Origin of the sequence: Pedococcus aerophilus, from assembly GCF_039532215.1 — a bacterium.
Lineage (GTDB): Bacteria > Actinomycetota > Actinomycetes > Actinomycetales > Dermatophilaceae > Pedococcus > Pedococcus aerophilus.
Genome location: NZ_BAAARN010000001.1, coordinates 2040455 through 2057843, shown reverse-complemented (window position 1 = coordinate 2057843; position 17389 = coordinate 2040455). Strand labels below are relative to the sequence as shown.

General features: G+C 71.9%; 14 protein-coding genes and 1 tRNA gene. 7 read left to right on the top strand and 8 right to left on the bottom strand.

What is annotated here, in order from left to right; translation table 11 throughout:
* Position 1 precedes the first annotated feature (1 nt).
* The gene (locus tag ABD286_RS09815; protein WP_344192652.1) at positions 2-2329 is read right to left on the bottom strand and encodes a (Fe-S)-binding protein; all 2328 of its coding nucleotides are present in this window, start codon (positions 2327-2329) and stop codon (positions 2-4) included.
* Positions 2330-2557: 228 nt separating this feature from the next.
* On the opposite strand from ABD286_RS09815, the gene cysK reads away from it, so the two are divergent.
* Both cysK and epsC read left to right on the top strand, forming a co-directional pair.
* Positions 2558-3484 (top strand): cysteine synthase A, encoded by a 927-nt coding sequence (gene cysK, locus ABD286_RS09810; RefSeq protein WP_344192650.1) that lies wholly within the window; start codon positions 2558-2560, stop codon positions 3482-3484.
* A 17-nt stretch (positions 3485-3501) separates the two neighbouring features.
* Positions 3502-4101: a serine O-acetyltransferase EpsC gene (epsC, locus tag ABD286_RS09805; RefSeq protein ID WP_344192648.1), complete on the top strand. Its 600-nt coding sequence runs from the start codon at positions 3502-3504 to the stop codon at positions 4099-4101.
* 31 nt (positions 4102-4132) lie between these two features.
* On the opposite strand, the gene ABD286_RS09800 is transcribed toward epsC, so the two are convergent.
* On the bottom strand, positions 4133-6412 hold the full coding sequence (locus ABD286_RS09800) for a CHAT domain-containing protein (protein ID WP_344192646.1): 2280 nt from the start codon (positions 6410-6412) through the stop codon (positions 4133-4135).
* A 12-nt stretch (positions 6413-6424) separates the two neighbouring features.
* Here ABD286_RS09800 and ABD286_RS09795 point away from each other — a divergent pair, with 12 nt between their 5' ends.
* Complete coding sequence (locus tag ABD286_RS09795) at positions 6425-6703, top strand: hypothetical protein (RefSeq protein WP_344192644.1); 279 nt, start codon at positions 6425-6427, stop codon at positions 6701-6703.
* Here the strand turns inward: ABD286_RS09795 and ABD286_RS09790 are convergent.
* The 5 genes from ABD286_RS09790 to ABD286_RS09770 all read right to left on the bottom strand — a co-directional run bounded on the left by ABD286_RS09790 (position 6700) and on the right by ABD286_RS09770 (position 10961).
* On the bottom strand, positions 6700-7218 hold the full coding sequence (locus ABD286_RS09790) for a carboxypeptidase regulatory-like domain-containing protein (RefSeq protein ID WP_344192642.1): 519 nt from the start codon (positions 7216-7218) through the stop codon (positions 6700-6702). The two genes, ABD286_RS09795 and ABD286_RS09790, sit on opposite strands and share 4 nt — an antisense overlap.
* A complete protein-coding gene (locus ABD286_RS09785; RefSeq protein ID WP_344192640.1) occupies positions 7215-7811 on the bottom strand; it encodes an RNA polymerase sigma factor in 597 nt (198 codons plus the stop codon). Before ABD286_RS09785 ends, ABD286_RS09790 begins: the two co-directional genes overlap by 4 nt.
* Positions 7811-9418 carry a S8/S53 family peptidase gene (locus ABD286_RS09780; RefSeq protein ID WP_344192638.1) on the bottom strand — a complete coding sequence of 536 codons (1608 nt, stop codon included), beginning with the start codon at positions 9416-9418 and terminating at the stop codon, positions 7811-7813. The genes ABD286_RS09785 and ABD286_RS09780 overlap by 1 nt, the downstream gene beginning before the upstream one ends.
* 657 nt (positions 9419-10075) lie before the next feature.
* On the bottom strand, positions 10076-10429 hold the full coding sequence (locus ABD286_RS09775; RefSeq protein WP_344192636.1) for a YtxH domain-containing protein: 354 nt from the start codon (positions 10427-10429) through the stop codon (positions 10076-10078).
* 46 nt (positions 10430-10475) lie between these two features.
* Positions 10476-10961 carry a DUF6328 family protein gene (locus tag ABD286_RS09770; protein WP_344192634.1) on the bottom strand — a complete coding sequence of 162 codons (486 nt, stop codon included), beginning with the start codon at positions 10959-10961 and terminating at the stop codon, positions 10476-10478.
* A 51-nt stretch (positions 10962-11012) separates the two neighbouring features.
* On the opposite strand from ABD286_RS09770, the gene ABD286_RS09765 reads away from it, so the two are divergent.
* A tRNA-Ser gene (locus tag ABD286_RS09765) sits at positions 11013-11099 on the top strand.
* A gap of 461 nt (positions 11100-11560) precedes the next feature.
* Here the strand turns inward: ABD286_RS09765 and ABD286_RS09760 are convergent.
* Entirely contained in the window at positions 11561-12925 is a 1365-nt protein-coding gene (locus tag ABD286_RS09760) for an aminotransferase-like domain-containing protein (RefSeq protein WP_344192632.1), read from the bottom strand.
* A 60-nt stretch (positions 12926-12985) separates the two neighbouring features.
* Between ABD286_RS09760 and ABD286_RS09755 the strand changes: the two genes are divergently transcribed.
* From ABD286_RS09755 to ABD286_RS09745, 3 genes are read left to right on the top strand one after another with little or no spacing between them, the layout of a single operon-like run.
* The gene (locus ABD286_RS09755; protein WP_344192630.1) at positions 12986-14476 is read left to right on the top strand and encodes a CoA-acylating methylmalonate-semialdehyde dehydrogenase; all 1491 of its coding nucleotides are present in this window, start codon (positions 12986-12988) and stop codon (positions 14474-14476) included.
* 53 nt (positions 14477-14529) lie between these two features.
* Positions 14530-15918: an aspartate aminotransferase family protein gene (locus tag ABD286_RS09750; RefSeq protein WP_344192628.1), complete on the top strand. Its 1389-nt coding sequence runs from the start codon at positions 14530-14532 to the stop codon at positions 15916-15918.
* A gap of 4 nt (positions 15919-15922) precedes the next feature.
* Positions 15923-17344 (top strand): NAD(P)/FAD-dependent oxidoreductase, encoded by a 1422-nt coding sequence (locus tag ABD286_RS09745; protein ID WP_344192626.1) that lies wholly within the window; start codon positions 15923-15925, stop codon positions 17342-17344.
* Positions 17345-17389: the final 45 nt, after the last annotated feature.

Genomic DNA, 17389 nt, shown 5'->3' with positions numbered 1-17389 from the left:
GTCAGGCCACCGGGGCGGGCTCGGGGTCGGGGGTGGGCTCGCTGGCCTCCGCCTCGGCGGGAGCCTCGGGGCCGGGGCGCTTCACCGCGGCGAGCAGCATCTGCGCGACGTCGACGACCTCGACCTCTTCGGCCTTGCCCTCGGACTGCGCAGCGGTGAGGCCGTCCGACAGCATCACCCGGCAGAACGGGCAGCCGATGGCGATCCGCTCGGCGCCGGTGGCGATGGCCTCCTCGGTGCGGTTGGTGTTGATCCGCGTGCCGAGCTTCTCCTCCATCCACATGCGCGCGCCACCGGCGCCGCAGCAGAACGACTTCTCCTTGGTGCGCTCCATCTCCTTGAGCTCGACACCCGGCAGGGCGCCGATGAGCTCGCGCGGCGGGGCGTAGACGCCGTTGTGCCGACCCAGGTAGCAGGGGTCGTGGTAGGTCACGGTCTCCGCGGTCGACGCGACGTTCTTCAGCGAGGACTTCGGCGACGCACCCGGCCCTCCAGCGGGGCGGGCCACCGGGACGAGCTTCTTCTCGCGGACGAGGCGGTTGAGCAGCTGCGTGTGGTGGACGACCTCGTACTTTCCGCCGAGCTGCGGGTACTCGTTCTTGATGGTGTTGAAGCAGTGCGCGCAGGTGACGACGATCTTGGTCGCACCGACCTCGTTGAGCGTCTCGACGTTCTGCTGCGCGAGCATCTGGAAGAGGAACTCGTTGCCGGCGCGGCGGGCGGAGTCACCCGTGCACGACTCGCCGTCACCGAGGATCGCGAACGAGACCCCCGCCTGGTCGAGCAGCTCGGCCACCGCGCGGGTGGTCTTCTTGGCGCGGTCCTCGTAGGCGCCGGCGCAGCCGACCCAGAACAGGTAGTCCACGTCGTCGGCCGAGTCGACGTCCTGACCGAGGATCTTCACCGGGAACGGCAGGTCCTTGGCCCAGTCGAGGCGGGCGCGGGCGGCCATGCCCCACGGGTTGCCCTTGTTCTCGAGGTTCTTGAACAGGCCACCGAGCTCGTTGGGGAACGCCGACTCGATGAGGTTCTGGTACCGGCGCATGTCCACGATCGCGTCGACGTGCTCGATGTCCACCGGGCACTGCTCGACGCAGGCGCCGCAGGTGGTGCAGGACCACAGGACGTCCTGGTCGATGACCGCGTCGGGGCCGTGCGGGTTGTAGGCCGCGAGCGGGTCGGTGATCGAGTAGCCGGTGTCGCCGATGAGCGGGACCTCGGACAGCGCCTTGGCCTCGTCGCCGAGTCCCTCACGCTCGGACTCGGACGCGAGCAGCCACGGCGACTTCGCCTGCGCGTGGTCGCGCAGCGTCATGATGAGCATCTTCGGGGAGAGCGGCTTCTCGGTGTTCCAGGCCGGGCACTGGCTCTGGCAGCGACCGCACTCGGTGCAGGTGGAGAAGTCGAGCAGGCCCTTCCAGGTGAAGTCCTCGACCTTGCCGACGCCGAGCGCCGCGTCCTCGTCGAGCTCCTCGATGTTCTCGAAGTCCACCGGAGCGCCGCCGACCATGAGCGGCTGGAGCTCGCCGAGGGAGGTGCGCCCGTCGGCGTGGCGCTTGAAGAAGATGTTGAAGAAGGCGAGGAACCGGTGCCACGCGACACCCATGGTCGGGGTGAGCGAGATGGTGATCATCCACGCGAAGGAGATGAGGATCTTCACCGCCGCGACGACGACGATGACCGTCTCGAGCGTCGACACCGACCCACCGAACCCGGCGCCGAGCCAGGCCGTCAGCGGGTAGTGCAGCGCGGTCGCGTGCTCGTCACCGGTCGCCTGCCCGAGGGCGTACTCCAGCGCGCGCAGGCTGATGATGCAGATCGTGACGCCGAGGATGGTCGCCTCGACGTAGTAGGCCTGCCAGAAGTTCGAGCCGAAGAAGCGCGAGCGCCGCCCGCCCTCACCCGCGGCGCTCCGGGGGTGGTTCTTCTGCCGGATCGCGATCAGGGCGACGATGCCGACCAGCCCGGTCCACGCGAAGAACTCGGTGATCCACTCGTAGGGGAAGAAGTGCCCGATGAGCGGGAGCGCGAAGTCGGGCTCGACGAGCTGCCCGAAGGCGTTGACGAGCGTCAGGAACAGCACGCCGAAGCTGATCATCGTGAACCAGTGCGCGACCGCGACGACGGGCAGCCGCGACATGCGGGTGTGTCCGAGGAACTCGCGCAGCAGCGTCATCGTGCGGGTGCCCTTGTCGCCGGTGCGCGTCGCGTCCGGCTGGCCCAGGCGGAACACGGACAGGAAGTGGCGGATCACCCGGGCGAACAGGGCGATGGCCACGAGGGTGACCGCGCCGCAGACGACGAGCGCGATGATCTGGAGGGCAGACATGGCGGTCATGCTACCCGCGGGTAAGCGTCCGCTTACCGGTTTGTGACCCTGCTCAACCGCGTGGCGTCGTACCGACCCACGGGTCGCGTCGCGGACCTCCGTTGCACCCGACATAACGATCTGTTGGAATATCCATAACGCGTTCTTCGCTTGCTTGGGTGAAGACACGACTGCCTGCCCAACGTCCGCGCTCGAGGTGAGCCCGCGGCATACCGAAAGTAGAGGCGCATGCCGATCCACGACGACGTGACCCAGCTCATCGGCAACACCCCGCTGGTCCGCATCAACCGCCTCATCGAGAGCGACGCGACCGTCGTCGCGAAGCTGGAGTTCTACAACCCGGCCTCGTCGGTCAAGGACCGCATCGGCGTCTCGATCATCAACGCCGCCGAGGCGTCCGGCCAGCTGAAGCCCGGCGGCACCATCGTCGAGGCGACGTCCGGCAACACCGGCATCGCGCTCGCCATGGTCGGCGCTGCCCGCGGCTACAACGTTGTGCTGACCATGCCGGAGACGATGTCGAAGGAGCGCCGCGCGCTGCTGCGTGCCTACGGCGCCGAGCTCGTCCTCACCGAGGGGGCCCTCGGCATGAAGGGTGCGGTCACCAAGTCCGAGGAGATCGCGGCCGAGCGCGGCGGCGTCCTGGCGCGCCAGTTCGCGAACGAGGCCAACCCGGAGATCCACCGCAAGACCACGGCCGAGGAGATCTGGAAGGACACCGACGGCGAGGTCGACATCGTCATCGCCGGCATCGGCACCGGTGGCACGATCACCGGCATCGGCCAGGTCCTCAAGCCCCGCAAGCCCGGGCTGCAGATGATCGCCGTGGAGCCCGAGGAGTCGCCCATCCTCAACGGCGGCCAGCCCGGCCCGCACAAGATCCAGGGCATCGGCGCGAACTTCGTGCCCGACATCCTCGACCGCGAGATCTACGACGAGGTCATCGACGTCAACGCCGAGACCTCGGTCGAGTGGGCCCGCCGGGCCGCCCGCGAGGAGGGCCTGCTCGTCGGCCTCTCCTCAGGTGCGGCACTCGCCGCCGCCGACCAGGTGGCCCGTCGCCCCGAGAACGCCGGCAAGACGATCGTCGTGATCATCCCGTCGTTCGGTGAGCGCTACCTGTCGACCATCCTCTTCTCCGACCTCCTCGACTGACCGGCGGCGCACCCCTCGTGACCCTTGCCCTGTATGCGCGTCGCGCGCGGAGCCGCATCGTCGACGACCTCGACGCGGCCATCGCGCGCGACCCCGCAGCCGCATCCCGGCTCGACCTGGCGCTCAACTCGCCCGGTCTGCACGCCATCTGGGTGTACCGCGCGGCGCACCGGCTCTGGGCGCGAGGGGGTGCGGCCAAGCCGGTCGCCCGCCTGCTGTCGACGGTCGCCCGGTCGCTGACCGGGGTGGAGATCCACCCCGGCGCGACGATCGGCCGCCGGTTCTTCATCGACCACGGCATGGGCGTCGTCATCGGCGAGACCGCCGAGGTCGGTGACGACGTGATGCTCTACCACGGGGTCACCCTGGGCGGTCGTTCGCTGCAGAAGGTCAAGCGGCACCCGACCGTCGGCAACCGCGTCACCATCGGTGCCGGGGCGCGGGTCCTCGGGCCCGTCGACATCGGCAACGACGTCCAGATCGGCGCCAACTCGGTCGTCGTCAAGGACGTCCCCGCCGGTGCCATCGCGACGGGCATCCCCGCCGTCATCCGGTTCCCCGAGGGCCGCGAGGACCCCTACGAGGCGATGTTCAAGGATCCCGCGATCTGGATCTGAGCGTCCGTGGCCTGTTGCGTGGCAACGCCCTTCAGGCGTGGGTGTGCGGCGTGGCCCAGTCCGCGCCATACAGGCAGAAGGCGCGTGCCCCGGGGTGACCGGCGACGGTGTCCGCGAGGGCTCGGGCTGCCGGCACCCCGGTGCTGAGCTGCCGGTGGTAGTCGACCATCGCGAGCGCAGCGACCTCGTCGGGCACCGGCGCCACCGCGGCCACGACAGAGCGTGCGCCGAGCGAGAGCAGGGCCGCCGTGAGGCCGAAGGGCTCGTCGCCGGGACGCAGGTCGGACTGGCCGAGGTCGCAGGCCGACAGCACCACGTGGCGTGACCGCAGCGGCCTCGGCAGCTCGTGGGCGAACACCGGACCGTCCGCCAGGTGCAGCGACGAGAAGAAGGGGTTCTGCCGTTCGTGCGTCCCGTGCGCGGCCACGTGCACCACGGTGTCACAGGCGAGAGCCGCGACGAGCAGCGCGCTGTCGTCGGTGCCGTCGGGGGTCGAGGTGCTGCGCGCACCCCACATGGCGGCCACGGCCTGGGCCTCGGACACCGCGCGACGCAGGCTGGGTCCTGCGAGGGACGCGACGGTGGTGGGCCCGTCCGCGGGGGGCTCGGCGGTGGCCCACCGGGTCAAGGAGACGGCGACGGTGACGGCACGACCGGTGGCGCTCGGCATTGCGGTCCACGGGACGCTGGCCAGCGCCCTGCTCGGTGCCACGACCAGCCCGAAGCCGTCGGGGATCGTCAGGTCGCCGAAGACGACCCGGTCCAGCTCTGTCAACGACACGTCGACGGCCCGGCCGATCGCGGTGGACAGCGCAGGGTTGAGGGCGGCGAACGCGTGCGCCCGCAGGTCGCGCACGAGTCGGTCGGCGAGCGCTGTCACCTCGGCGACGGTGCCGAGGTGACGCAGCCGGCTGCGTCGGTGGCCGCCGACCTCCAGCGAGTACTGCTGGCCCGCGTGCGCGAAGAGCACCAGGGCGACCTCCTGACGCTGGCCGAGAGCGGTTCGCGTGTGGGAGAAGCCGGCAGCCGACCCGACCTGCGCCGCAGCGCCGGGAGTTGAGCGCGCGGGCTGGGTGCGGCCCGTGGCCGACCAGTCGCGGGCGGCGATCCGCCCCTCGAGCGAGGCGATCTGCGACCGCACCGCCGACTCACCCTCCCCGGGAGCGGTGCTGCCGAGGCGTAGCCGTGCCTGGCGCAGGTGCGCCATCAGCTCGGCGGTCTCGGGGTCCGCGGGAGCGGAGACCGGCGGGAGGCGGTGCGACACGGCCCGCCACCGCTCGATGCTGTCGAAGACCCGTCGGGCGGACCCGCTGGCCAGGGCGTCACCGAGGTCGAACTCGCTGAGCCGACGGCCGTGCAGCGCCAGGGCGGCCCGCACCTCGAGGCTCTGCGTCGGAGCCTGCGCGCGACCCAGCCGGCGGGCGGAGGCGCGCACCTCACGTCTCGCGGTACGCGAGTCGCCTTGCGCCGCAGCCACCTTCGCGAACAGCAGCCGGTCGTGCAGGTCCCCGGCGAGGCTCTGGCGGGCCGCGCCGCGCAGGCGCTGCGCGGCATACGTGGCAGCGCCGACGTCGCCGCGCAGGAGGTGGGTCTCGACGCGGACCCGGGCCGCGAGCCGCTCCTCTCCGGTGACGGGCCGCTCGGTGTCCAGCCACGGGACGAGCAGGTCGTCCACTCCTCGCGGCACCCGGCCGTTGCCGAGGTCGACGGCGGCGCGCAGCAACGACGTGCTGCGCTGGCGGCCCTCTGCGCCCCTGGCGCGGTAGACCCGGATGGCCGTGCCGAGCTCGCTCCTGGCCGTGGCCGCGTCGTCCTCGACGATGGCGCAGGCGGCGAGGTCGAGCCGGATGTCGGCCTCCTCCAGGGCGAGCCGTTGCGACCGCGCCTCGTCGAGCGCCTCGTGCAGCGTCTGCCTGGCCTGGCTGAGCAGTCCGGACTCCAGCAGCACCTGGGCGAGGTCCTGCCGGGCGCGGGCGCGAGCCACCCGGGCGTCCACCTCGTCGGCCGCCCGCATCAGGGAGATCGCCTCGGGGAGGTTGCCGGCGTAGAACTCCAGGCACCCCAGGTTGTGCCGCGCCTTGAACTCCTGCTCGGGCACGTTCTCGGCGACGGCGATGTCCAGGGCGTCGTGCAGCTGGGCGCGGGCCTCGTCGAGCTCGAGGAGCGAGAGGTGCGACAGGCCCCCGTTGAGCAGGGCCGACGTGCGCTCGCGCGAGGTGAGCAGGTCCATCGACGCGTCGTCGACGTGGGCGAGGGCGGCCAGCGCCGCCCGCCAGTCGGACAGCGACACGTGGACGACGGCCTCCTGCACCCTGCTCAGGGCGTGCAGCCGGGGGGAGTCGGTGAGGGTGCGGACCTCCTCGAGCAGGGCCAGTGCCTCGTCCCTGCCGTGCAGCGCGACCGTCGTCCAGGCGAGGGTGATGAGGATGCGCGAACGAGTCGCTGCAGCCGTCGCGGGGTCGGCGCCACCCGCCGTCGCGAGGGCATCCGCACGACGCAGCGCGGACTCGGCGTCACGGAAGCGGCCGATCCCGTTGAGGTGGCGGGCGTGCAGGACCAGCTCCTCGACCGCCGGGTCGACGACCTCGATGGTGCCCCCTAGATCTCGATGGCAGGGGTGATGACGGGGCGGCTGTCGGGCTGGTCGATTCGGCGGAACAGCAGGTGGACCAGGCCGCGTTCGACCTCCGCGAAGCTGAACCGTCCCTCGGCGTCGGTCTCGGTGGTCTGCGTCCGCGAACGTTCGCGCAGCTCGACGGCCGTGGGCCTGTCGCTGACCCAGCCGCTGAGCTTCGCCCGGGCACCGTCGATCGACTCGATGGTGATCATGGCGCTGAGCGCGTCGGTGGAGAACGTCACCGTCCCGGCGCGGTCGTAGACCTTGGCCCGCACCCCGACGGCCTCGGCGCTGGTCTGCATGATCTCGGCGACCTCGGCCTCGAGGGCTGCGACGGTCATCGCGAACTTGGCGCGATCGGCGAGGCCGGGTGGCACCGGGTCGCTGGCCGCGAAGATGCTCCGCACCGTGGCGAGGGCCCGCAGGTCCTGGTCGTCGAGGGGCTCGGCCGCGAGGCGGTCGATCTCGGGGTCGGACTCGCGTTCGGCGGAACCGCTCATGACGCCACCTCCCAGGCCGGGTCGTGGGTGAGCGCGGCGCGGAGCTTGGCGAGACACCGACCGCGGGTCGGGCCGATGCTGCCGACCGGCATGCCGAGCGCCTCGGCGACGTGGTGGTAGTCGGGACGCTCGGCGAGCGCCACGACCCGCAGCAGCTGCTGGCAGCGTTCGGACAGGGCGGCGAAGTGTCGCCAGAGCACGACCTGCTCCTGGCCGCGGACGAGGACCTGCTCGGGGCCGTCCACCTCGGTCGGGGCGCCCTCCAGCAGCTCACCGACCTCATCGCGGGCGTCCTCCCGGCGGGCGCGCCGTGAGACGGTCCACGCCTCCCGTCGGGCCGTCGTCGTGAGCCACTTGAGGACCGCGAGCGGGTCCTGGATCGAGTCCTGGTGCCGGACCAGCGACAACCACGTCGACTGCACGACGTCCTCAGCCGCGGCGCTGCCCAGCCCCTGGGCGCGGGCGGTGTGCCAGAGCAGGGGCGTGGTCGCGTCCACGAGGTCGGACATCGCCTCGGGGTCACCGCTGCGGTATGCCGCGAAGGCGAGGGCCGCGCGCTCGGCCAGTCCGCCGGTGGTGCCGTCGGTGTGCATCACGAGCCACCTTCCAGGGTCGCGGTCACCGCAGCTGCGGCAGCCTTGGTCCGAGCGGCGGGGTCGGTCGCCAGTCCCTGCTCGCGGGTGTCGAGCAGCCGGGCCGCGACATCGCCCGCGAGGGCTGGTGCGGCGAACGAGGTCCCGCTCCACTGCCCGAACCCGCCCGAGTAGTCGTCGAGGTCGATCGAGCCACGTGTCGGGTTGGTCGAACCGGGCAGGTTGAGCACGCTGCGGATGCTGCCGTCGAACGTCGTCGGCATCGTGCTGACGACGGCGGTGCCGCAGCGGTAGGCGGTGACCCAGGACCCGGTGTTGGAGTAGACCGAGACGGTCGGCCCACTGGGGTTGAGCCCGCCGGGGTTGTGGGCGCCGACGCTGACCAGGGGCACGTCGAACCCGGCTCCCGCGGCGAAGGCCGCCGGGAAGAACTCGACGTCGCTGGACCCGTTGCCGGCTGCTGCGACGACGGCCACCCCGGTCGAGCTGAGGGCGCGCAGCGCCGTGACCAGGGCGCCCTCGTCCTCGAAGGTCCCCGGCGTCTCGTGGTAGTAGCCGAGCGACAGCGACAGCACGTCGATCGCCGGGCCGTGGGTATCGGGATCGCGCAGGGCCAGCAGCTGGCGCGCGTAGAGGAGCTGGAGGGCGTCGATGACGTCGGCCTCGTCGGCGACGCCGTCGCCGTACATCACCGGGATCGCCATGATCGTGGCCTCGGGGCAGTGCTGTCGGACGACCCCGGCGACGAACGTGCCGTGCCCGGCGAGCCGGTCGAGGACGCCGTTGACCCGGTCGATGGTGACGCCGCTGCCCTCGGGGTCGTCGTCGGCGGTGAAGACCAGGCCGACCGGGACACCCCCGACCTCGACGTCCTTGATCACCCCGCGCTCGAACCACGGGTGTGTGCCGATGCCGGTGTCGAGCAGCGCCACGACCGGGCCGTCCGGGAGCTCTGGGGGGCACGGGTCAGGGGCAGCCCAGGTGACGGGCGAACGTCCGGAGGGGCCACCGCCCGGCAGGCCCGCGAGGCCGACGCCGTCGCCGTAACCCACGCCGTCGCCGTACCCGACGCCGTCCCCGTAACCGACCCCGTCGCCATACCCGACGCCGTCGCCGTAGCCCACACCGTCGCCGTAGCCGCTGCCCACCATGACGTGGCACAGCTCGACCGCGGAGGCGAGCTTCGGGTGGGCGCTGCGGAAGTCCTGCAGGATCGCCCACGCGTCGGGCGGCGGGACGGACTCGCCGCGCAGCGGGGAGATGAGCACACTGGTCGTGCCTGCCCGGTCCAGCTCGTCGCCGAGCTCGAGGCGGCGGAACACGTCGCCGAGCCCTGTCTCGCGGCGCTCCTGCACCGAGTAGCGTCCCTTGAGCTGCTCGCGCAGCGCGGCGATCGGCCCTTCCGCGCGGCCCTCCAGCAGGCCTCGGACGAGGAGGGTGTCGCCGACGTAGATGGTCGGGCTGGGCGCGGGCTGCTCGCCGAGGCGGGTGCAGGTCGCCGGATCCAGGGCCCGGGCTCCGAGGCGGCGGACCGCGCTGCCGGGCACCGCGAGACGCGGGATGCGGCGGCCGGGTCCCCTGCTGGGCGTGGGGGTCGCGTGTGCCATGGGCTCTCCTGAGGGCGGGGCCGACCCGGTGCGTGTGGGTGCGTCCGGGGTCAGCGTAGTGAGGCAGGTCCGTCACACACAGGAGTTCGCAGCGTTCTTCCTGATACGTCCGGGCCCGCAGGAAGCCGTAGCCGACGTCCCGCGGGCACCCGTGGCGCCCGGGGTCGGCCAGGAGCTGGTCAAGGGCAGCCCAAGAAACTTTCACGAACGGTGTATCAGCAGCGACGCCCGCCGCTCTTCTCCGGTGTCAGGCCCGATCGGGGGAACGGGCCCGATGCAAGGAAAGGAGACCTCATGCCCTGCCGGAAAGACGCTCGCCGACGGCGCCGTTCCGGTGTGGCTGGGGCGCTGGCTCGGGGGTGCCAGCGTGGAGGTCGGGGGCGCGGGGGATTGCGTCGCTGGTCTGCCCTTCGGGGCACGTCACCGGGTCGGCCCGGTCTGAGCAGGTGCTGGTCAGGGGTTTCCGGCACACGTTCGACCAGGGCCACCCGGGGGCGTCCGTGAACGGCAGTGGCTGAGCCGCAGGGGGTGCACGAGAGCCCCCGACACGCAAACGGATGAGGTATGCCGCGTCGCGGGCTCTCGTCGTCACCCGCCGGGGTTGGGGGGCTCGTCCGCGTGGGGAGCACCCGGGTCCGGTGGGCCCGGGGTGGTCGGTCAGGGCAGCTTGTCGCCACCGGGGCCGAAGCCCGAGGTGTCGGCGTGCAGCTTGCCGTCGGAACCGCGGTGGATGGTCTCCGGGAGGTCCTCGCCCGTGAAGCGGTCCTTGGAGTGGGCGCCCGCGCTCAGCGCGCTGGATCCAGCCGTCTTGGCCGCGTCGCCGAGCTTGGCGCCGAGGACGGGGGCCTGCTCCTTGACGGCTTCCTTGACGGTGTCGACCCGGGTCTGGACGGGGTCGCTCGACCAGACCTGGCTCGCGCGCTCACGGATCTGCTCGTAGCGCTTCTGCCCTGCCTTGGCGCCGAGGACGTAACCGGCGGCGACGCCGGCGATGAAGGACAGCTTGCCCATGGTGAATCCTTTGTTCGATGTCCGTCGACACTAACAAAAGCCCTGCTCAGGGGCCTTCCGGGCGAGTCAGGCGATGGCGCAGGCGCAGCGGGAGCAGCACCCAGGCGGCGACGAACAGGACCACCCCGAGGCACGCGGCGACGACGCCGGCCGTCTGGTCGAGGACGAGGGAGAAGGTCAGGGCCATCACGCTCACCACCGCAGCGGCGAGGATGAACAGGCCGGAGATGGCGACCCGGTGGGCGACGTGGACCAAGGTCGCCTTGCGCTGCTGCCGGAACAACCAGCGGTGCATCGCGACCGGGGTGATGAGCAGGCAGGTGGCGAGGATGCTCGTGCTGATCGCGGCGATGTAGGCGCTGCGCTCGAAGTCGCTGATGTCCTGGAACGCCGGTTGGATCGGCAGGGTCAGCAGGAACCCGGTGAGGATCTGGACACCGGTCTGGGTGACCCGCAGCTCCTGGAGCAGCTCGTCCCAGTTGCGGTCGAGGCGCTCGGCCTCGGTTTCGCCGTCGCGTTGGTAGCCGTCCACGGCGTGACGATACCGTTGGGCCCGGTCCGGCGATGGTGCGTCGCCAGGCCTGGAGGGCTCGCATAGTGGCCTAGTGCGGCGGTCTTGAAAACCGCTATGGCGGCAACGTCATCGTGGGTTCGAATCCCACGCCCTCCGCCGACGCTCCTTGGGCGCGGAGCGCCCTCGGAGCTTCGGCGCGGGGCGGGGGATGAAGGGGAGCGAACTCGCGAGGGACGAGCGGGTCCGCGGAGTCCCACGCCCTCCGCCGACGCTGCTTCAGCTCCAAGCGCCCTCGGAGCCCCGGGTGTCGGGGATGGGCGGTTTGCCCACGCGAACGCGGGAAAGCGGTCTTTGCAGTACGCGAATTGCACGATCCTGTCGACGCGGGGCCGCGCCTAGCGTGGGAGCCGACCCCGTGAGGGGAAGAGCGTTCGCCTTCGGGCGGCGGGCCGGAGGCCGGGCAACCCTGCAGCCCGGCCTTCGTGCCGCCCGGGCCCGGGCCGCTGTCAGGGTCAGGGCGGGCGCAGGCGGGGTGTCTGCAGAGTCTTTGAGGGATCGGACGGGTCGGGACCCTGCAGATCACTCAAAGACCGGGGAGTTGGGGAGTGGCGGCGGGATCAGCGGGCGCGACCGCTCCAGCCAGCGGTCTGTGCGGCGTCGGCGAGCGCGTCGGCCAGTCCGTCGAGGGCCCTGTCACCGTCCGCGGCGAGTCCGACGGTGACCCGGATGTGCCCGCCCTCGCCACCGGGACCGATCCGGAACGGTGTCCCGGGTGCGACGCCGATGCCCTGGCTGGCCAGGCGGACCACCGCGGCGGTCTCGTCCTGCACCGGCACCCAGATGTTGATCCCCTCGGTTCCACCGACCTCGACCCCGCGCTCGCGGAGGCGGTCGACGACGCGGGCCCGCCGCGCGGCATACGTCCGGGCAGCGGTCTGGACCTGTGCGGTGGCGACGTCGTCGGTGAGCAGTCCGAGGAGAACCTGCTGGAGCAGTCGGCTCGACCAGCCCTGGCCGAGCTGCCGACGACCGTTGACCGCACCCCGGACCGCGGTGGGGGCGCTCACCGCGGCGAGGCGCAGGTCGGGTCCGTGGGACTTCGAGAACGACCGGATGTGGACGGTCTGCTCGGGTCGCCACTGCCCCAGGCTGACCAGTGGCGAGGGGGACAGCCCGGCGGCGGAGTCGTCCTCGACGACGATCGTGGCCGAGTCGGCGAGCAGGCGGGCGATCGCACCGGCCCGCCGTGAGGTCATGGTGACGCCGGTGGGGTTCTGGGCGCGGGGCTGGACGAAGATCGCGGCGACGGGTTCGCGCAGCGCGGCCCCCAGCGCGGTGAGGTCGAGGCCCTCCTCGTCGACGGCGACGCCGACGAGCTGGACACCGACCGACTCGAGCAGGTCGACCAGCGGCGGGAACCCGGGGTCCTCCACCACGACCCGGTCGCCGAACCGCAGCTGGGTCCGCACGAAAAGGTCCATCGCGTCCATCGCCCCGTCGACGACCGCGACCTCCTCCACGGCGAACGGCCAGTCCGCGACGAGGGCCTCGGCGAGCGCCGGCAGCACGGGGTCGTCGAGGTAGCTGCCCGTGGTGGGCGCGGTGCGCAGCCCGGCCAGCGCGCGGCCGAGGTCGGGGAGCAGGGCCGGGTCGGGGACCCCGGTCGACAGGTCGTGGTCGAACGTCGAGGGCCGGTCGAGGGCAGCGCGGTAGCGCACGGTGCCGCCGGCGCGGTGGTCCAGGACCGTGGTGCCGCGCCGGCCGTCGGTCGCGACCGTGCCCGAGCGGGCCAGGAGGGCCCAGGCCGCGCTGACCGTGGTGGGCGACAGGGCGAGCTCGGCCGCGACGGTGCGGATCGGGGGCAGCCGGTCGCCGGCGACGAGCAGCCCGTCGCGGATCGTCGCGGAGACCGCGTGGGCCAGACCCTTGGCCGAGGGCGAGTCCAGGCGTGCCTCGAGGGCCGTGAGGGTGGCGTGCGGCATCTTTGCACCATAGCAATACTTCTATTGTGTTACCAGTGAGTGGATCGTATGGTGTGACGCATGACGACGCGCATCTCCCACTGGATCGACGGCCGCCTCACCGAGGGCACCTCCGGACGCACCTCCCCGGTCTACAACCCGGCGACCGGTGCGGTCACCGGCGAGGTCGACCTGGCCTCCCTCGAGGAGCTCGACACCGCGGTGGCGAGTGCGTCGGCCGCCGCGAAGGAGTGGCGCAGCGCCTCCCTGTCGCACCGCAGCGCCGTCCTGTTCGCGTTCCGCGAGCTGCTGCACCAGCGCACGCCCGAGCTCGCGGCGATCATCACGTCCGAGCACGGCAAGGTGCTCTCCGACGCCGCGGGTGAGATCGCCCGCGGCCTCGAGAACGTCGAGTTCGCCACCGGCGTCCCCAACCTGCTCAAGGGTGGCTTCACCGAGCAGGCCGCCACCGGCGTCGACGTCTACAACATCCGCCAGCCGCTCGGCGTCGTCGCCGGCGTGACGCCGTTCAACTTCCCCGCGATGGTGCCCCTGTGGATGTGCGCGAACGCCATCGCCTGCGGGAACGCGTTCATCCTCAAGCCGTCCGAGAAGGACCCGTCCGCGGCGCTGTTCCTCGCCCAGCTGTGGAAGGAGGCCGGTCTGCCCGACGGCCTCTTCACCGTCCTGCACGGTGACAAGGTCGCCGTCGACGGCCTGCTCGACCACCTCGGGATCGCCGCGGTGAGCTTCGTCGGCTCCACCCCGATCGCCAAGTACATCTACGAGCGCGGCACCGCCAACGGCAAGCGCGTCCAGGCCCTCGGCGGCGCCAAGAACCACGCCCTCGTCCTGCCCGACGCCGATGTCGACATGGCCGCCGACTCGGTCGTCTCCGCGGCCTACGGCTCCGCCGGTGAGCGCTGCATGGCCCTGTCCGTCGCCGTGGCCGTCGGCGACGTCGCCCAGCCGCTCGTCGACGCCATCGCGGCCCGCCTGCCCAAGCTCACCGTCGGCGACGGCACCGACGCCGACACCGACATGGGCCCGCTCATCACCGCCGAGCACCGTGACAAGGTCGCCGGTTACGTCGGCGCCGGCCAGGAGGCCGGAGCGACGGTGGTCGTCGACGGCCGCGAGGGCGACCTGCCGACCGACGGGTTCTTCCTCGGCACCACGCTGCTCGACCACGTCACCCCGGAGATGACCGTCTACACCGACGAGATCTTCGGCCCGGTGCTCTCCGTCGTCCGCGTGGACACCTACGAGGAGGGCCTGGAGCTCATCAACTCCAACCAGTACGCCAACGGCACCGCGATCTTCACCCGCGACGGTGGCGCGGCCCGCCGGTTCCAGTTCGACGTCGAGGTCGGCATGGTCGGCATCAACGTCCCGATCCCGGTCCCGGTCGCCTACTACTCCTTCGGCGGCTGGAAGGACTCGCTCTTCGGTGACACCCACATGTACGGGCCCGAGGGCATCAACTTCTACACCCGCGGCAAGGTCGTCACGCAGCGCTGGCCCGACCCGGCCACGTCGAGCGTCGACCTCGGCTTCCCCCGCACCCGCTGACCACCCGCCCACCGGTCCGCACCCGCTCAACCCCCAGCCTCCGAGAGAGAGCCATGACCGACATCTCCGTCCAGCAGGGCGTGCTCGACGCCGTCACCGGTGCCACCGAGGAGCAGGTGCGCCGTGACGACCGTGGCCACGTGTTCCACTCGTGGTCGGCGCAGGGGCTGATCGACCCGTTGCCGATCGCCTCGGCCCTCGGTTCGTACTTCACCGACTACAGCGGCAAGCGCTACCTCGACTTCTCGAGCCAGCTCGTCAACGTCAACATCGGCTACCAGCACCCCAAGCTCGTCGCCGCGATCCAGGAGCAGGCCGGTCGCCTGACGACGATCAGCCCGGCCTTCGCCAACGACGCCCGGTCCGAGGCCGCCCGCCTCATCACCGAGCTCGCCCCCGGCGACCTCAACCGCGTGTTCTTCACCAACGGCGGGGCCGAGGCCAACGAGAACGCCCTCCGTATGGCGCGCCTGCACACCGGCCGCCACAAGGTGCTCGCCGCCTACCGCAGCTACCACGGGGCGACCGCGGGATCCATCGCCCTGACCGGTGATCCGCGCCGGTGGGCGTCCGAGCCGGGTATGCCGGGCGTGGTCCGGTACTGGGGGCCGTACCTCTACCGCTCGGCGTTCCACGCGACGACGGAGGAGGAGGAGACGCAGCGTGCGCTGCAGCACCTGCGCGACATCCTCATGGTCGAGGGCGCGCACACCGTCGCCGCGATCATCCTCGAGTCCGTCGTCGGCACCAACGGCATCCTCGTCCCGCCGCCGGGGTACCTCCAGGGTGTCCGCGACCTGTGCGACGAGTTCGGGATCGTCATGATCGCGGACGAGGTGATGTCCGGGTTCGCCCGCTGCGGCGAGTGGTTCGCCGTCGACCACTGGGGCGTCGCCCCCGACCTCATCACCTTCGCCAAGGGCGTCAACAGCGGCTACGTCCCGCTCGGCGGCGTCATCATCTCCGAGCGCATCGCGCAGTCCTTCGACACCAAGCCCTTCCCCGGTGGCCTCACCTACTCCGGGCACCCGCTGGCCTGCGCCTCGGCTGTCGCCTCCATCAACATCTTCAAGGAGGAGGGGATCGTCGAGCACGCCCGAGCCCTGGGCGAGGACGTCATCGGGCCCGGCCTGCACGAGCTCGCCGAGCGGCACCCGAGCATCGGCGAGGTCCGCGGCCTCGGCACGTTCTGGGCCCTGGAGCTCGTCCGCGACCGCGACACCCGGGAGCCGCTCGTGCCGTTCAACGCCGGTGGCGCCGACGCCAAGGCGATGAACGACTTCGCCGGAGCCTGCAAGGAGCGCGGCCTCTGGCCGTTCACCCACTTCAACCGGACCCACGTCGTGCCGCCCTGCACGACCACGGCCGACGAGGTGCGTGAGGGGCTGGCGATCCTCGACGAGGCCCTCGACGTCGCCGACCGCTACACGACCGGCGCCTGACCCGATGCCCGTGTCCCCGCTGACGGGTGGGTCGGCGGGGACGCTCAGCGCTCCCGTGGCCCACGCACTGGCCGACGCAGCGCCCTCGGTGTTCTGGCTGGACCGCCCGGACCGCCCGGCGCCGCGTCCGGCGATCGGCGCCGCCGAGTCCGCCGACCTCGTCGTCGTGGGTGGTGGCTACACCGGCCTGTGGACCGCGCTGCTCGCCAAGGAGGCGAACCCCCGCCGGGACGTGGTCGTCGTCGAGGCGGGCCGCATCGGGTGGGCGGCCTCGGGACGCAACGGTGGGTTCTGCTCGGCGAGCCTCACCCACGGTGAGGCCAACGGTCGCGAACGCTGGCCGGCAGAATACGAGCAGCTGCACCGGCTGGGCCTCGCGAACCTCGACGCCATCGCGGACACCGTGCAGCGCCACGGGATCGACTGCGACTTCCAGCGCACCGGCGAGCTCACCGTGGCCACCGCGCCACACCAGGTCGAGTGGCTGCGCGAGGACCTCGGCGCCGGCACGTTCCTCGACCGCGACGCCGTGCGCGCCGAGCTCGACTCGCCCACCTACCTCGCCGGGGTGCACACGCCCGACGAGACAGCCATGGTCGACCCCGCCCGTCTGGCGTGGGGGCTCGCCGCGGCGGCGGAGTCACTGGGTGTCCGGATCGTCGAACGCACCAAGGTCACCGGTCTGGAGCGCGACGGAGCCGGTATGCGGCTCAGCACCGATCGTGGGCACGACCTGCGCGCCGCACGGGTGGCCCTGGGCACCAACGCTTTTCCCTCCCTCTTGCGGCGCACCCGCCTGCACACGGTGCCGGTCTACGACTACGTCCTGATGACCGAGCCGCTCTCGGAGCAGCAGCTGGCGTCGATCGGCTGGAGGAGTCGGGCGGGGGTCGGCGACATGGCCAACCAGTTCCACTACTACCGGATCACCGAGGACAACCGGATCCTCTGGGGCGGCTACGACGCGATCTACCACCTCGGCCGCCGGGTCCGCCCGACCAAGGACCAGCGGCCCCAGACCTTCGAGCGGCTCGCCGCGCACTTCTTCGAGACGTTCCCCCAGCTCGAGGGCCTGCGGTTCAGCCACCGCTGGGGCGGAGCCATCGACACGTGCACCCGCTTCTGCGCGTTCTACGGGTCGGCCCACGACGGGCGGGTGGCCTACGCGCTGGGCTACACGGGTCTCGGCGTCGGGGCGTCGCGGTTCGGGGCGGCGGTCACCCTCGACCTGCTCGATGGCGTCGACACCGAGCGCACCCGCCTGCAGATGGTGCGCGAGAAGCCGCTGCCGTTCCCGCCGGAGCCGTTCGCCTACGCGGGCATCCAGCTCACCCGGTGGGCACTGGCCCGCGCCGACGAGAACGACGGCAAGCGCAACGCCTGGCTGCGCACCCTCGACCGGCTCGGCCTGGGCTTCGACTCCTAGGGAGGCGGGCACCGGGCACGGATGCTCCGGAGGTAGTTTGGTCGC

Excerpts from the sequence above, each read along its gene's own strand:
- ABD286_RS09785 (WP_344192640.1), bottom strand. The coding sequence starts at position 7,811 with ATGCACACCGACGGCACCACCGGCGGACTGGCCGAGCGCGCGGCCCTC.
- ABD286_RS09760 (WP_344192632.1), bottom strand. The coding sequence starts at position 12,925 with ATGCCGCACGCCACCCTCACGGCCCTCGAGGCACGCCTGGACTCGCCC.
- ABD286_RS09745 (WP_344192626.1), top strand. The coding sequence starts at position 15,923 with ATGCCCGTGTCCCCGCTGACGGGTGGGTCGGCGGGGACGCTCAGCGCT.
- ABD286_RS09750 (WP_344192628.1), top strand. The coding sequence starts at position 14,530 with ATGACCGACATCTCCGTCCAGCAGGGCGTGCTCGACGCCGTCACCGGT.
- ABD286_RS09780 (WP_344192638.1), bottom strand. The coding sequence starts at position 9,418 with ATGGCACACGCGACCCCCACGCCCAGCAGGGGACCCGGCCGCCGCATC.
- cysK (WP_344192650.1), top strand. The coding sequence starts at position 2,558 with ATGCCGATCCACGACGACGTGACCCAGCTCATCGGCAACACCCCGCTG.
- ABD286_RS09755 (WP_344192630.1), top strand. The coding sequence starts at position 12,986 with ATGACGACGCGCATCTCCCACTGGATCGACGGCCGCCTCACCGAGGGC.
- ABD286_RS09790 (WP_344192642.1), bottom strand. The coding sequence starts at position 7,218 with ATGAGCGGTTCCGCCGAACGCGAGTCCGACCCCGAGATCGACCGCCTC.
- ABD286_RS09775 (WP_344192636.1), bottom strand. The coding sequence starts at position 10,429 with ATGGGCAAGCTGTCCTTCATCGCCGGCGTCGCCGCCGGTTACGTCCTC.
- ABD286_RS09815 (WP_344192652.1), bottom strand. The coding sequence starts at position 2,329 with ATGTCTGCCCTCCAGATCATCGCGCTCGTCGTCTGCGGCGCGGTCACC.